This window comes from Aminobacter sp. BA135 (genome assembly GCF_050859125.1).
GTDB lineage: Bacteria > Pseudomonadota > Alphaproteobacteria > Rhizobiales > Rhizobiaceae > Aminobacter > Aminobacter ciceronei.
Genome location: NZ_CP139572.1, coordinates 4,098,396 through 4,111,842, shown reverse-complemented (window position 1 = coordinate 4,111,842; position 13,447 = coordinate 4,098,396). Strand labels below are relative to the sequence as shown.

Below are 13,447 nucleotides of genomic sequence, written 5' to 3'. Positions count from 1 at the left end.
CATGACCGCCCAGACCACCATCCAGACCGGCAATCCGACACAGCGGGCTTCCGCCGTCACCGTGCTTGCGGTGATCGTGACGATCGTCGGCTGGGCCTCGTCCTTTCCGGCCATCCGCGCCGGGCTTGATGCCATCGATCCGATCGAACTCGGCGCGTTGCGCTTCGCCATCGCGGCCGTGCCGTCGGCGATCTACCTGATGATCCTGCGCCCGGCCTTGCCGGCGCTGAACGAGCTTTGGCGTTTTGCCTTTGGCGGCGCGGTCTTCATCGCGCTCTACACGGTGCTGCTCAACTATGGCGAGACGACGGTTTCGGCGGGGGCGGCGAGCTTCATCATCAACGTCAATCCGATCATCACCGCCGTGCTGGCGATGATCCTGCTCGGCGAGCGTTTTCCGGTGCTTGCCTGGATCGGCACCTTCCTGTCCTTTGCCGGCATCGGCATCATCGCGCTCGGCGAAGGGCAGGGGCTGACCTTCAACACCGGCGCCTTGCTGATCCTCGGCTCGGCCTTCTGCACCTCGCTCAGCAGCATCGTCCAGAAGCGCCTGTATATCAGCCACCGGCCGCTGACGGTCTCGGCCTGGAACATGATCCTCGGCGCGCTGTTCCTGGCGCCGGCGCTGCCCAACGGCCTTGCCCAGATGTCGGTCGCCGCATCGGAACCCTTCTGGTCGGTCATCTATCTCGGCATCGTGCCCAGCCTGATCGCCTATGGCAGCTGGTCGGTGGCGCTGTCGCGCCTGCCGGCGTCGCGTGCCTCCAACTTCATGTATTGCGTGCCGCCGGTGGCGGTGGCGATCGGCTATTTCTGGCTCGGCGAGACCCCCGGCCTGTTCGGCGTCCTGGGCGGCGCGCTGGCGCTGGCCGGCGTCGTGCTGGTCAATCTCAAGCGCTGAGGCGGGCGGGCTGCAGCGACTGCCGTCATGGCGCCAGGTGGCAGCACCTGGCGCCATCAATCTGTGAAATGGTCTTCCCCAGGAGTTACGCAAAAACAAGGAGATGGCGAGTTTCCTTGATTCAGGCACAAGTGCTGCGCTCCGGCGCAATTCCAGCAAGGCTGTGCAGCGCTTTTCCGTCCGCGATTGCATAGAAACAAGGAGATAGAGCGGTTTCGCGATTCAGGATGAAAAGCGCGCAACGCCCTAGCGGCGGCCGAACAGCTTCTCGATGTCGGCGAGCTTGAGCTCGATATAGGTCGGGCGGCCGTGGTTGCAGGTGCCCGATCCCGGCGTCGCCTCCATCTGGCGCAGCAGCGCGTTCATTTCCTCAGGCCTGAGACGGCGCCCCGAGCGCACCGAGCCGTGGCAGGCCATGGTGGCGGCGATCGCATGCAGCCGCTCCTTCAGCGTGTCGGCGGTGTCGCTGTCGGCGATCTCGTCGGCAAGGTCGCGCACCAGCTGCGTGACGTCGGTTTCGCCAAGCATGGCAGGGGTTTCGCGCACCGCCACGGCACCAGGGCCGAAACGTTCGACGCCGAGGCCGAAGCGGGCCAGGGTTTCCGAATGCAGCGCCAGCCGTTCGGCGTCTTCTTCGGGCAAATCGACGATTTCGGGCAGCAGCAGCATCTGCGAGGGGATCGGCCGCGCATGCAGCGCGTTCTTCAGCGCCTCATAGACAAGCCGCTCATGGGCGGCGTGCTGGTCGACGATGACGAGCGAGTCGCTGGTCTGGGCAACGATGTAGTTTTCATGCACCTGCGCCCGGGCAGCCCCCAGTTCGGTGCGCAGCAGCGCTTCGACGACCTCAGCCTGGCCGGCGCGGGCATCGGCACTATCAAGCGGCCCGGCGTCGAAGCTCGTCTGTGCCGGCTCGGCAAAGCCCGCATCGAGCGGCCGGAACGGCGAGCGCTGCGGTTCGTAATTGGCCGAGGTGGCGGCACGGAAGTCCGGGTTGTAGGCGCGATGGCCGTTGGCCGGGCCGGGGTGGCCGTAGCTTGTCGGTCCCGGCCGAAACGCCCCCATCATCGCCTGCGTGCCTGTTGTCGCCGGCCGGATACCGGCATTGGCCAGCGCCTGGCGGATGGCGCCGACGATCAGGCCACGCACCAGGCCGGGATCGCGGAAGCGCACGTCGGCCTTGGCCGGATGCACGTTGACGTCGACGATGGCCGGGTCGAGCGTCAGGAACAGCACCGTCACCGCATGGCGGTCGCGCGGCAGAACGTCGGCATAAGCGCCGCGGATCGCCGAGGCGATCAGCTTGTCGCGCACCGGCCGGCCGTTGACATAGGCATATTGCTGCAGCGCATTGCCCCTGGTGTAGGACGGGATCGAGACATGGCCTTCGAGCCGCACGCTCTCGCGCGCGGCGTCGATGGCGATCGAATTGTCGGGGAAGTCATTGCCCATCACCTGGGCGATGCGGGTTAGCCTGCCTTCGACCTCGTCCGAGGTCGCCGACAATTCCAGCGTCGAGCGGTCGGTGCCCGACAGGGTGAAACGCACGGCCGGGAAAGCGATGGCGATGCGCTTGACGGTGTCGGCGATGGCGGTCGCCTCGGCGCGCTCGGTCTTCATGAATTTGAGCCGGGCAGGCGTGGCGTAAAACAGATCGCGCACCTCGACGGTGGTGCCGCGGTTGCTCGGCGCCGGGCGCACGCCCGACACCCGGCCGCCCTCGACAGTGATCTCGGCGCCGCTGTCGGCTGATCTGGTGCGCGAGCGGATGGCAAGCTTCGACACCGAGCCGATCGACGGCAAGGCCTCGCCGCGGAAGCCGAGCGAGCGGATGTCGAGGATGTCGTCACCGAGCTTGGAGGTGCAGTGGCGCGAGATCGCCAGCGCCAGCTCGTCCTCGGGCATGCCCGAACCGTCGTCGACGACGCGGATCAGATTGAGCCCGCCGCCAGCGGTGGCCACCTCGATGCGGCCGGCACCGGCGTCGAGCGCGTTCTCGACAAGCTCCTTGACGACGCTGGCCGGCCGCTCCACGACCTCGCCGGCGGCGATCTGGTTGATCATCGTTTCGGAAAGCTGGCGAATGGGCATGGCGGGACTATAGCGGGATTCGGTTGGGCGGCGACAGGGAGATTGCGCGGGGCAAGGGCATCCACAGCGGATTGGTGACACCGGCATTTTACAGGGGAGGCAGCGCTGCCCATCATTCCCTGCCGGGACCTTCTCCCCGTGAACGGGGAGACGCAGGCTGGCCGCAGCCTTGTCGCTCTTCCTTCTCCCCGTTGACGGAAGAAGGTGCCCGAGGGGCGGATGAGGGGCGGCGCAACGATGCAGACTGGGGACACAGCCGCTGTCCGCCTCACGCCTGCGCCGCCAGCCAGTCGCGCACCTTTTCAGCGCTTTCGCTCAGCACGCGATTCCTGGGCCAGGCGACATGGAACCCCTTGTTTGTCGTCATGACGTGGTCGGACAGCCGGACCAAAAGCCCCGCCGCGATCAGCCTGTCGGTGAGGTGACGCCAGCCGAGCGCGATGCCCTGGCCTTCCATCACAGCCTGGATGACCAGCACATAGTCGTTGATGACCAGCCCGCGCTTGGCAACCGCACCGTTCAGGCCGGCCGACTGGAACCATTCGTTCCAGGTTGCAGCAGGGCGATAGGGCTCTTCGAGGTGGATCAGATGGTGCAGGGTCATCTCGGCCGGTGTCCTTGGCGTGCCGGCGCGCGCGAGATAGGCCGGCCCGGCGACCGGATAGACCTCTTCGTCGGCGATCTGCAAGAGCTCGTAGTCGGGCCAGTCGGCGGCGTCGCCGCCGCGAATGCCGAGCGGAATGCCCTCGGCGACGAGGTCGAGGTCGCGGTCGGCGGTCTGGATGCGCAGGTCGATGCCGGGCAGGTCGTCGCGGAATTTCTGCAGCCGCGGCATCATCCAGAACGAGGCAAAGGCTGTTGAGGCCGACAGCGTCACATGCATGCCGCCGGCCCGTGCCCTGAGCTCTTCCGCCGACTTGCGGATATGCGACAGGCCGAGCGTGACGTCGGCATGAAAACGCTCGCCGGCCTCGGTCAAAAGCACCTGGCGGTGGCGGCGCTGGAACAGCTTGGCACTGAGCTGATCCTCCAGTCCGCGGATGGCGTAGGACACCGCGGCCTGGGTCATGCCGAGCTCGCGCCCGGCGGCGGTGAAGCTCGCCAGCCGCCCGGCGGCTTCGAAGACGATCAGGCTACCGGCCGAGGGCAACAGATGGCGCAGGCTTTGCATAATCCAAGCTTATGCAAGTGATGAGGATTTTCAAGCGTCACAGCATCGGATCCAAAGGCTAGCTTCATGCTGGAACGATTTGGAGCCTGACATGAGCGTCGCCACCGCCGAAGCCCCGAGCGAGCCTGCCAAGCGCCGCGAGCGCGGCGGCCGCAACGCCCGACGCGAGCAGCGCTCGCATGGCCCCGAGGCACATGGCCGGCCCTATATCGTCAGGAACATCCCGACCTACGACATCCTGTCGGAAGAAAACCTGGTCCGCATCGAACAGACTGCCGACAGGATCCTCGCCGAGATCGGCATCGAGTTCCGCGACGATCCTGTGTCGCTGGATCACTGGAGACGGGCAGGGGCCAAGGTCGAGGGCGTGCTGGTCAAGTTCGAGCCCGGCCTGCTGCGCGAGGTGCTGAAGACCGCGCCGGCAAGCTTTACCCAGCACGCGCGCAACCCAGAACGTTCGGTCGAGATCGGCGGCAAAAGCGTGGTGTTTTCGCCGGCCTATGGCTCGCCCTTCGTCATGGATCTCGACAAGGGCCGTCGCTACGGCACCATCGAGGATTTCCGCAATTTCGTGAAGCTGGCGCAGTCCTCGCCCTGGCTGCACCATTCCGGCGGCACCATCTGCGAGCCGGTCGACGTGCCGGTGAACAAGCGCCATCTCGACATGGTCTACAGCCACATCCGCTATTCCGACCGCGCCTTCATGGGCTCGGTGACCTCGGAAAGCCGTGCCGAAGATTCCATCGACATGGCGCGCATCGTCTTCGGCGAGGACTTCGCCGACCGGAACTGCGTCATCCTGGGCAATGTCAACGTCAACTCGCCGCTGGTCTGGGACGCCACCATGACCACGGCTTTGCGCGCCTATGCCCGCGCCAACCAGGCGGCTGTCATCGTGCCCTTCATCCTCGGTGGCGCCATGGGGCCGGTGACCAATGCCGGCGCGATTGCCCAGTCGCTGGCCGAGACCATGGCCGGCTGTGCCCTGACCCAGCTCGAACGGCCCGGCGCGCCCGTCATCTTCGGCAATTTCCTGTCGTCCATGTCGCTGCGCTCGGGCTCGCCGACCTTCGGCACGCCGGAGCCGGCGATCGGCTCGATGGTCATCGGACAACTGGCCCGGCGGCTCAACCTGCCGCTGCGCTGCTCCGGCAATTTCACCACCTCCAAGCTGCCCGACGCCCACGCCATGAACGAAGGCACCATGTCGATGCTGGCGGCGGTGCATTGCGGCGCCAACTTCATCCTGCATTCGGCCGGTTTCCTCGACGGGCTGCTGTCGATGTCCTACGAGAAATTCGTCATGGACGCCGATTTCTGCGGCGCGCTGCACACCTATCTCGACGGCGTGAAGATCGACGACAACCAGCTGGCGCTCGACGCCTTCCGCGAGGTCGGCCCCGGCAACCATTTCTTCGGCTGCGCCCACACCATGGCCAATTACGAGACGGCATTCTGGGATTCGGCCATCGCCGACAACGAGCCTTACGAGAAATGGGAGGCGGCAGGCTCGGCCGACGCGGCTGTCCGCGCCAACCGGCGCTGGAAGACGATGCTCGCCGAATATGAGGCGCCGCCTCTCGATGAAGCCATCGACGAGGCACTCAAAGACTTCATGACGCGCAGGAAGGCGTCGATGGAAGATGCCTGGTATTGATGCTCTATCGATCAGCCAACATGCGCTCCAATGCCAATTCCTCCTCGTGCTCGACTACCAGAGCAAAGGTGTTGGTCGGCCGGAGCGGCATCGGGTCGAAGACCAGTTGCTCGGGCCTTGCGGTCAGCCGGATGCGATTTGAGCCGGCGGCCTGTTCGACAAACGTATCAAAATGCGTGAAGTTGGCCGTGGCGATCTCCAGGACGGGTTCCTGGCTCGCTTCCAGTGTCCGCTTGAAGTCGACGATGCTGCCGGTGCTGGCGAAATACTCGGACAGTCGACGAAACAGCTTGGGCATCATCACATGAGTGTCGGTCAGGTCTGTGATCGTGGCGATCTCGAAGCCTTCGTTAGTGACGTCATTGCCATAGAGGCCGCGTCTGTCGGCACGTGCGCTTGTGACTGCCGCAGTCAGCTCGTCGCGCAGATCGCTGAACAGTCCCCAGTAATAGGTCGCATAGGCCAGGCCTTCGAGCAGGACCCGATGGTTGTAACTGCCGCGGAGATAGGGCGCTTCCAGTCGAAACGACGTGCCATCCGCTGCCGGAGGGTCGCCGAGATAGACAAATGCGACCGGCCGTCCGTTCTTCTCGACCGATCTCGACAGGATGAAGCCACGCGTCCCGTCACTGGCGCTGGCCACCGTCGTTCGCGACGCGTTCCAGACGACATTGGTTATGCCAAGATACTGCAGCAACAGGTCGGTGGCTTGCGTCGCAAACGCCAAGGGCTGGTGAAGCGTACCGCCATTCGCGGGACTGAAATGGGTCTCGAGGGAATCGATGCCTTCAAAGCGAAGCTGGGTATGCCCGCGGGCATTCACCCGAGGTTCGGCGCCGTCGAGGTCAAAGAGCTTTGCAACGTCATCGGCAGCAAAGCGTATCGAATCTCCGTCGGGAGAATAGCCGACTACATGAAACGTTCCAGTGATGATCTGAAAAGGCACGGTAACACCCCGCCGTTAGATTGGAATGCTGAACACGCAATACATTACGCGCCATGATTGCGGGCGCGCAATGGAGTGGCTCATCGGAGGTAGCCTTGATATCGGCGAAATGTGGATGGCACTGATGTCAAACGACAGCACCCTCGCGGCCTTCGATCCCGTCGCCGCGCTGAAGCGCTACCACGCGGCAATCGACGTGCTCGACTTCGCCGCCGTCGAAGCCTGTTTCGCGCCTGACGCCTGTTATGTCTCCGATGGTGTCGGTGACGCCGTCGTCGGCCGCGACGCGATCATGGCGGCGTTTCGCGGCTATTTCGCCTGTTATGGCGACCAGGTCTCCAAGGACGAGCAGGTGGCGGCATTGTCGCCATGCTCCGCCTGGTCGCGCTGGCGGCTGGAGGCGACGCATGCCGTGTCAGGCGTCCGTCTTGTCAGGTCGGGCGAGGAGACGGTGACGTTCGACGCCGACGGCAGGATCATGCGCGTCGAGGTGAAGGATGACGCTGGCGCGCAAGGCAGCGGCCGATGATGCGTGTTATTGAGGGCCATCACGCCAACGCCGAGGCCGCCATGAAAGTCGCTTTTGCAACTGCCATCCTGCCCTTGCTGGTCACGCCTGCCATGGCCGGCACCGCCGTCGAGGCGATCAGGCCGTTCTACGACCATGTCGGGCTCGAACTCGACCCGGCCGAGCGCGGACGTTTCGTCGATCCGGCCAAGGCGGTGCTCGACGCCCGCGACCAGCTCGAGAAATCGGAGCAAGGCGATTGCCTCGATACCAACATGCCGCTCGACAGCACGGCCTATGACAAGGCGGAACTCGACAGGAGCCTGAAGATCATCGGCTCGGAAACAGGCGACACCGCGATCGTGGTCGCGGCGTTTACGGCGGCGGGCGAGCCGCATCGCATGCAGTGGAAGCTGAAGAAGGTCGACGGCGAATGGAAGGTCGCCGATCTGCTGTCGGTGACCAATGAATGGGCGCTCAGCCAGTATCAATGCCAGTGAGCGCCGCTATCCCTTCGATGCGTTCAGCCGCGGCCGCGATAGGGCGCAACACCCGTGTCGGGCAGCCACACGCCTTCCGGCGGCCTGCCGGTCTGCCAGAACACGTCGATCGGGATGCCGCCGCGCGGATACCAGTAGCCGGCGATGCGCAGCCACAAGGGTTTTGTCGCGGCAACGACGCGGCGGCCGATCATCACGGTGCAATCCTCGTGGAAGGCGCCGTGGTTGCGGAACGAGACCATGAACAGTTTCAGCGACTTGGATTCGACCAGCAGCCGGTCCGGGGCATAGTCGATGACGATGTGGGCGAAGTCGGGCTGGCCGGTGACAGGGCACAGCGAGGTGAACTCCGGGCAGGTGAAGCGCACGATGGCGGGCGGACCGCCGAGGCGGTCGTAAGGCACGGTTTCGAGCACGGCGGTCTCGGGCGAGGCCGGCGTCTGCACATGGGTGCCAAGCTGGGTGAGGCTGTCGGTGATGGTCATTGGGCGGCTCTTCTGGATGGGCCTGGCTCAATGCCCGAAAGGCGGCATGCGCCAGACTGCACGGGCCAGATTTTCACGTGGCGTGTATTAGCGCCAGACAATGCGGGAAGGCAATGACCAGCAACGATCCGCTTCTCCAGCCCTACCAGCTCCGGCATCTCACCCTCAAGAACCGCATCATGTCGACGAGCCATGAGCCGGCCTATTCCGAGGACGGCATGCCGAGGGAACGCTACCGGCTCTACCATGCCGAAAAGGCCAAAGGCGGCATGGCGCTGACCATGACGGCGGGCTCGGCCATCGTCTCGCGCGACAGCCCGGCCGCCTTCGGCAACCTGCACGCTTATGACGACGCCATCGTGCCCTGGATGGCCGAGCTGGCGGATGCCTGTCACGAACATGACTGCAAGGTGATGATCCAGCTCACCCATCTCGGCCGCCGCACCGCCTGGAACAAGGCCGACTGGCTGCCGGTGCTGAGTGCCTCGCCGGTGCGCGAGGCCGCCCACCGCACCTTCCCCAAGACCGCCGAGGACTGGGACCTCGACCGCATCGTCGGCGACTATGCCTCGGCTGCCCAGCGCATGCAGGCAGCCGGCCTCGACGGCATCGAGTTCGAGGCCTATGGCCATCTGCTTGACGGCTTCTGGTCGCCGGCGACGAACCATCGCGACGATGTCTATGGCGGCTCGCTCGACAACCGCCTGCGCTTCACCTGGCGGGTGATCGATGCGGTGCGCGCCGCCGTCGGCCCGGATTTCCTCGTCGGCATCCGCATGGTCGCCGACGAGGATTTTGACAAGGGCCTGTCCAAGGCGGAAGGCGTCGAGATCGCCCAGAGGCTGGCCTCGTCGGGAAAGTTCGATTTCCTCAACATCATCCGCGGCCATATCGACACCGATGCCGCGCTGACCGGCGTCATCCCGATCCACGGCATGGCGGCCTCGCCGCATCTCGATTTCGCCGGCGAGGTCAGGGCGGCAACGAAGTTTCCGGTTTTCCACGCCGCACGCATCGCCGACGTCGCCACCGCCCGCCATGCCATTGCATCAGGCAAGCTCGACATGGTCGGCATGACACGCGCCCACATTGCCGACCCGCACATCGCCGCCAAGGTGATGGCCGGCGAAGAGCACCGCATCAGGCCCTGCGTCGGCGCCACCTATTGCCTCGACCGCATCTATGAGGGCGGCGGCGCGCTCTGCATCCACAATGCCGCCACCGGCCGCGAGGCGACGATCCCGCATGTCATTGCCCGCACCGACGGACCTGTGCGGAATGTCGTGGTGGTCGGCGCCGGTGCTGCCGGGCTGGAGGCGGCACGGGTGCTGGCCGAGCGCGGCCACAAGGTGACCGTTCTGGAGGCGGCGAGCCAGGCCGGCGGCCAGATCCGGCTTGCCGCCCAGAACCCGCGCCGGCGCGAGCTGATCGGCATCGTCGACTGGCGCCTGGCCGAACTGGAGCTCGGCGTCGAGATCCGCTACGACATCTGGGCCGGCTTGGACGACGTGCTGGCGCTCGACCCGGACGCCGTGGTGATCGCCACCGGCGGCCTGCCGCAGAACCCGCCGCTCGACGGCGGTGACGAGCTGGTGACCTCGAGCTGGGACATCATCGCCGGCAGCGTCAAGCCGTCCGAAAACGTGCTGCTTTATGACGACAATGGCGGCCACCAGGGCATGACCGCGGCAGAACTGATCGGCAAGGCCGGCAGCAGGCTCGAGCTTCTGACGCCGGAGCGTTTCTTTGCCCCCGAGATCGGCGGCATGAACCACGTGCCCTATATGGAGGCGTTTCACCGCCATGGCGTGAAGATCACCATCAACACACGGCTCAAGCAGGTGCGGCGCGACGGCAACCAGCTGGTGGCAACGCTTGTTTCGGATTTCACCAGGGACTGGAGCGAGGAGCGCCGCGTCGACCAGGTGGTGGTCGAGCATGGCACGCTGCCGCTCGACGAGCTCTATCTCGAGCTCAAGCCTTTGTCGAAGAATTCAGGCGCCATCGACTACACCAGCCTGATCCATGGCGGCGACATCTTCCCTGACAACAATCCGGATGGCCGTTTCCTCTTGCTGCGCGTCGGCGATGCGGTCCAGGCGCGCAACATCCACGCCGCCATCTATGACGGCATCCGCTTCGGCCTCAGGATCTGACGGTCTCCGCCGTCAGCCAGCGCACGAATTCGCGCAGGCCCGGCCGGTCCTCGCTGCCGGGGCGGAAGGCGAGCCGGTAGGGCGCTTCGCCGGCGATGCGGTTGGGCGAGGCCATGACCAGCCGGCCGGTGCCGAGTTCGCGTTCGGCCAGCACCTCAGGCACCAGCGCCACGCCGAGGCCGGCAACCGCCGCCTCGACCACCATCGAGAACTGCTCGAAGCGATGGCCGCGCAAGGTGGTGCGCGGGTCGATGCCGGCGGCCTGGAACCATTGCAGCCACAGCGTCGGCCGCGTCGACTGTTGCAAAAGCGGCAGCGCGGCGAGTTCGGCGTCGTCGAGTGCTGCGCGGCCGTCGAGCAGGGCAGGCGAGGCGACCACCACCAGGACCTCGTCGAACAGCCTGACGATGCCTGCCTGTCCCGCCCCGGCCGGACCGCGCTGGATCGCGGCATCGAAAGCTTCGGTTTCGAAGTCGACGGTTTCCAGCCGCACCGCGAGGTCGATGGCGACATGCGGGTGGGCGGCGTGGAAGCCGGCGAGCCTGGGGATCAGCCAGCGGTCGGCCAATGTCGGCAGCACCGCGATGCTGAGCACGTCGGACTGGCCGCCGAAAGCCATGGTGCGCACCGCCGCCTCATGCAGGCTGTCGAGGATGGCCTCGGCATCGCGGGCAAAGCGCCGGCCGGCATCCGACAAGGCCAGCCGCTGCCTGACACGGTGGAACAGCGCCACGCCGAGCCGGTCCTCCAACTGCCCGATCGAGCGGCTGACCGAGCTCTGCGTCAGGCCGAGCTGATCGGCGGCGCGAATTGTCGTGCCGAGCCCGGCGCAGGCGCGAAACGCCTCAAGCTCTGCAATCGTTGGGACATAGCTGCGGCGCATCGCCTGGCCTTTGACCGAGTTGATCGAATTTACGCATAAACTATGCGAGATTACTTGTTAGCGAAATGTGCCGAAGCGGTCTAGGATGTCTGGGAAATCACCTATTTTCCGGAGGAACCATGAGCGCATCCACACCGGCCGGCGGCGGCAGCTTTGTCTGGGCCGACCCGTTCCTGATCGAAGACCAACTGACTGAGGACGAGCGCATGGTGCGCGACGGCGCCGCGGCCTTTGCCGCCGACAAGCTCGCGCCGCGCATCGAGGAGGCCTATCTCGACGAGAAGACCGATCCGGCGATTTTCCGCGAAATGGGCGAGGCCGGCCTGCTCGGCATCACCGTTCCCGAGGAATATGGCGGTCTTGGCGCCGGCTACGTCACCTATGGTCTTGTCGCCCGCGAGGTCGAGCGCGTCGATTCCGGCTATCGCTCGATGATGTCGGTGCAGTCGTCGCTGGTGATGTACCCGATCTATGCCTATGGCTCCGAGGAGCAGCGCAGGAAGTACCTGCCCAAGCTCGCCTCGGGCGAGTGGATCGGCTGCTTCGGCCTGACCGAGCCGGATGCGGGTTCCGACCCGGGCGGCATGAAGACCCGCGCCGAGAAGACCGCCAATGGCTACAGGATCTCCGGTTCGAAGATGTGGATCTCGAACGCGCCGATCGCCGACGTCTTTGTCGTCTGGGCCAAATCCTCGGCCCATGACAACCAGATCCGCGGCTTCGTGCTCGAAAAGGGCATGAAGGGTCTGTCGGCGCCGAAGATCGGCGGCAAGCTGTCGCTGCGCGCCTCGATAACCGGCGAGATAGTCATGGAAGGCGTCGAAGTCGGCGAAGACGCGCTGCTGCCCAACGTCTCGGGCCTCAAGGGTCCGTTCGGCTGCCTCAACCGCGCCCGCTACGGCATCTCCTGGGGCGTTCTGGGCGCTGCCGAGGATTGCTGGCACCGTGCCCGGCAATACGGCCTCGACCGCAAGCAGTTCAACAAGCCGCTCGCCGGCACCCAGCTCTACCAGAAGAAGCTGGCCGACATGCAGACCGAGATCGCGCTCGGCCTGCAGGCGTCCTTGCGCGTCGGCCGTCTGATGGACGAGCATAAATTCGCGCCCGAGATGATCTCGATCGTCAAGCGCAACAATTGCGGCAAGGCCCTCGATATCGCCCGTATCGCCCGCGACATGCATGGCGGCAACGGCATCCAGATCGGCTACCACGTCATGCGCCATGCGCAGAACCTGGAGACGGTCAACACCTATGAAGGCACGCATGACGTGCATGCGCTGATCCTGGGCCGCGCCCAGACCGGCCTGCAGGCGTTCTTCTAGAGCGTCTTGCGCAATTCCGGACGGAAAACCGCTTCGCAGTTTTCCTGGAATTGCTCCGGGCGTCAGCCGCAACCCGAAATCGCTGAAACGGCCGCGAAGCAAGCGCTTCGCGGCCGCTTTTGTTTGGCGCCGCAAACTGCCCGCTTATGCAGAATGGCTTTCGCTTTCAGGTTTAGGAAGTGCGAATATATTTCGACTTACACGCGAATTGTTTCATTGGCTTGAAACACTGGCGGCGGCTGCCGACCTCAAACGGTTACATCGCGTCGATAACTCCGGACCTCGGCGGCAGTTTCGCCGGGGTGCGGGGAGAACAATCTGTGAGCGATCAGACCAGGGCTGAAAACGCCAACCAGATCTTGTGGTTCGGCGACAACCTGATGACCATCCGCGTGCCGGCCGGCGCCGGCGACGACCAGATCAGTGTCATCGAATGCCGCATGCCGCAGGGCGAAACGACGCCGTTGCACATCACGCTCAGCGGCGACGAAGTCATTCACATGCTCGAAGGCACGATGCAGTTCTTCGTCGCCGGCAAGGACTTCCCTGCCCATGTCGGCCAGACGGTGATGGCGCCCAAGGGGCTGCCGCACGATTTCAGGATCGAATCGACTGACGCCGCGACATGCCTGATCGTCACCCAGAGTGGCGCCTTCGAGCAGATGGTGCGCCAGATGAGCCTGCCGGTGCGGGCGGACGTCCTGCCGTCGAGGGGCGAGCGGGACGCAACCAGGCGCTTCTTCGACAGCTCAGTGCAACGCAACATCGAGGTCGTCGGCGCTCCGCTACCATAGCGCCGACATCAGGCTGGACGGGTGCGGGGGCGT

Annotated in this window: 12 protein-coding genes; 7 read left to right on the top strand and 5 right to left on the bottom strand. The window is 65.2% G+C overall.

The window, feature by feature from the left end:
• The first annotated feature begins 1 nt into the window (after position 1).
• Complete coding sequence (locus SLT36_RS20025) at positions 2 to 901, top strand: DMT family transporter (protein ID WP_432284095.1); 900 nt, start codon at positions 2 to 4, stop codon at positions 899 to 901.
• Positions 902 to 1,147: 246 nt separating this feature from the next.
• On the opposite strand, the gene mutL is transcribed toward SLT36_RS20025, so the two are convergent.
• Together mutL and SLT36_RS20015 are read right to left on the bottom strand one after the other, a co-directional pair.
• Positions 1,148 to 2,992: a DNA mismatch repair endonuclease MutL gene (mutL, locus tag SLT36_RS20020; RefSeq protein ID WP_432284094.1), complete on the bottom strand. Its 1,845-nt coding sequence runs from the start codon at positions 2,990 to 2,992 to the stop codon at positions 1,148 to 1,150.
• Positions 2,993 to 3,260: 268 nt separating this feature from the next.
• Entirely contained in the window at positions 3,261 to 4,163 is a 903-nt protein-coding gene (locus tag SLT36_RS20015; RefSeq protein WP_432284093.1) for a LysR substrate-binding domain-containing protein, read from the bottom strand.
• Positions 4,164 to 4,254: 91 nt separating this feature from the next.
• Here SLT36_RS20015 and SLT36_RS20010 point away from each other — a divergent pair, with 91 nt between their 5' ends.
• Positions 4,255 to 5,820 (top strand): trimethylamine methyltransferase family protein, encoded by a 1,566-nt coding sequence (locus SLT36_RS20010; RefSeq protein WP_432284092.1) that lies wholly within the window; start codon positions 4,255 to 4,257, stop codon positions 5,818 to 5,820.
• A gap of 4 nt (positions 5,821 to 5,824) precedes the next feature.
• Here SLT36_RS20010 and SLT36_RS20005 read toward each other — a convergent pair whose 3' ends face one another.
• Positions 5,825 to 6,766, bottom strand: a complete 942-nt coding sequence (locus SLT36_RS20005) for a hypothetical protein (protein ID WP_432284091.1) — start codon at positions 6,764 to 6,766, stop codon at positions 5,825 to 5,827.
• 124 nt (positions 6,767 to 6,890) lie between these two features.
• On the opposite strand from SLT36_RS20005, the gene SLT36_RS20000 reads away from it, so the two are divergent.
• Together SLT36_RS20000 and SLT36_RS19995 are read left to right on the top strand one after the other, a co-directional pair.
• Positions 6,891 to 7,295 (top strand): nuclear transport factor 2 family protein, encoded by a 405-nt coding sequence (locus SLT36_RS20000; protein ID WP_432284090.1) that lies wholly within the window; start codon positions 6,891 to 6,893, stop codon positions 7,293 to 7,295.
• Positions 7,292 to 7,774 (top strand): hypothetical protein, encoded by a 483-nt coding sequence (locus SLT36_RS19995; protein ID WP_432284089.1) that lies wholly within the window; start codon positions 7,292 to 7,294, stop codon positions 7,772 to 7,774. Before SLT36_RS20000 ends, SLT36_RS19995 begins: the two co-directional genes overlap by 4 nt.
• A gap of 23 nt (positions 7,775 to 7,797) precedes the next feature.
• Here SLT36_RS19995 and queF read toward each other — a convergent pair whose 3' ends face one another.
• Positions 7,798 to 8,259 carry a preQ(1) synthase gene (gene queF, locus SLT36_RS19990; protein WP_432284088.1) on the bottom strand — a complete coding sequence of 154 codons (462 nt, stop codon included), beginning with the start codon at positions 8,257 to 8,259 and terminating at the stop codon, positions 7,798 to 7,800.
• A gap of 113 nt (positions 8,260 to 8,372) precedes the next feature.
• Between queF and SLT36_RS19985 the strand changes: the two genes are divergently transcribed.
• A complete protein-coding gene (locus SLT36_RS19985; RefSeq protein ID WP_432284087.1) occupies positions 8,373 to 10,415 on the top strand; it encodes an FAD-dependent oxidoreductase in 2,043 nt (680 codons plus the stop codon).
• Here the strand turns inward: SLT36_RS19985 and SLT36_RS19980 are convergent.
• A complete protein-coding gene (locus SLT36_RS19980; RefSeq protein ID WP_432284086.1) occupies positions 10,405 to 11,298 on the bottom strand; it encodes a LysR family transcriptional regulator in 894 nt (297 codons plus the stop codon). The two genes, SLT36_RS19985 and SLT36_RS19980, sit on opposite strands and share 11 nt — an antisense overlap.
• 119 nt (positions 11,299 to 11,417) lie before the next feature.
• Here SLT36_RS19980 and SLT36_RS19975 point away from each other — a divergent pair, with 119 nt between their 5' ends.
• Together SLT36_RS19975 and SLT36_RS19970 are read left to right on the top strand one after the other, a co-directional pair.
• Positions 11,418 to 12,620 (top strand): acyl-CoA dehydrogenase, encoded by a 1,203-nt coding sequence (locus tag SLT36_RS19975; protein WP_432284085.1) that lies wholly within the window; start codon positions 11,418 to 11,420, stop codon positions 12,618 to 12,620.
• Between the two features lie 320 nt (positions 12,621 to 12,940).
• Positions 12,941 to 13,414 (top strand): cupin domain-containing protein, encoded by a 474-nt coding sequence (locus tag SLT36_RS19970; protein WP_432284084.1) that lies wholly within the window; start codon positions 12,941 to 12,943, stop codon positions 13,412 to 13,414.
• Positions 13,415 to 13,447 lie beyond the last annotated feature (33 nt).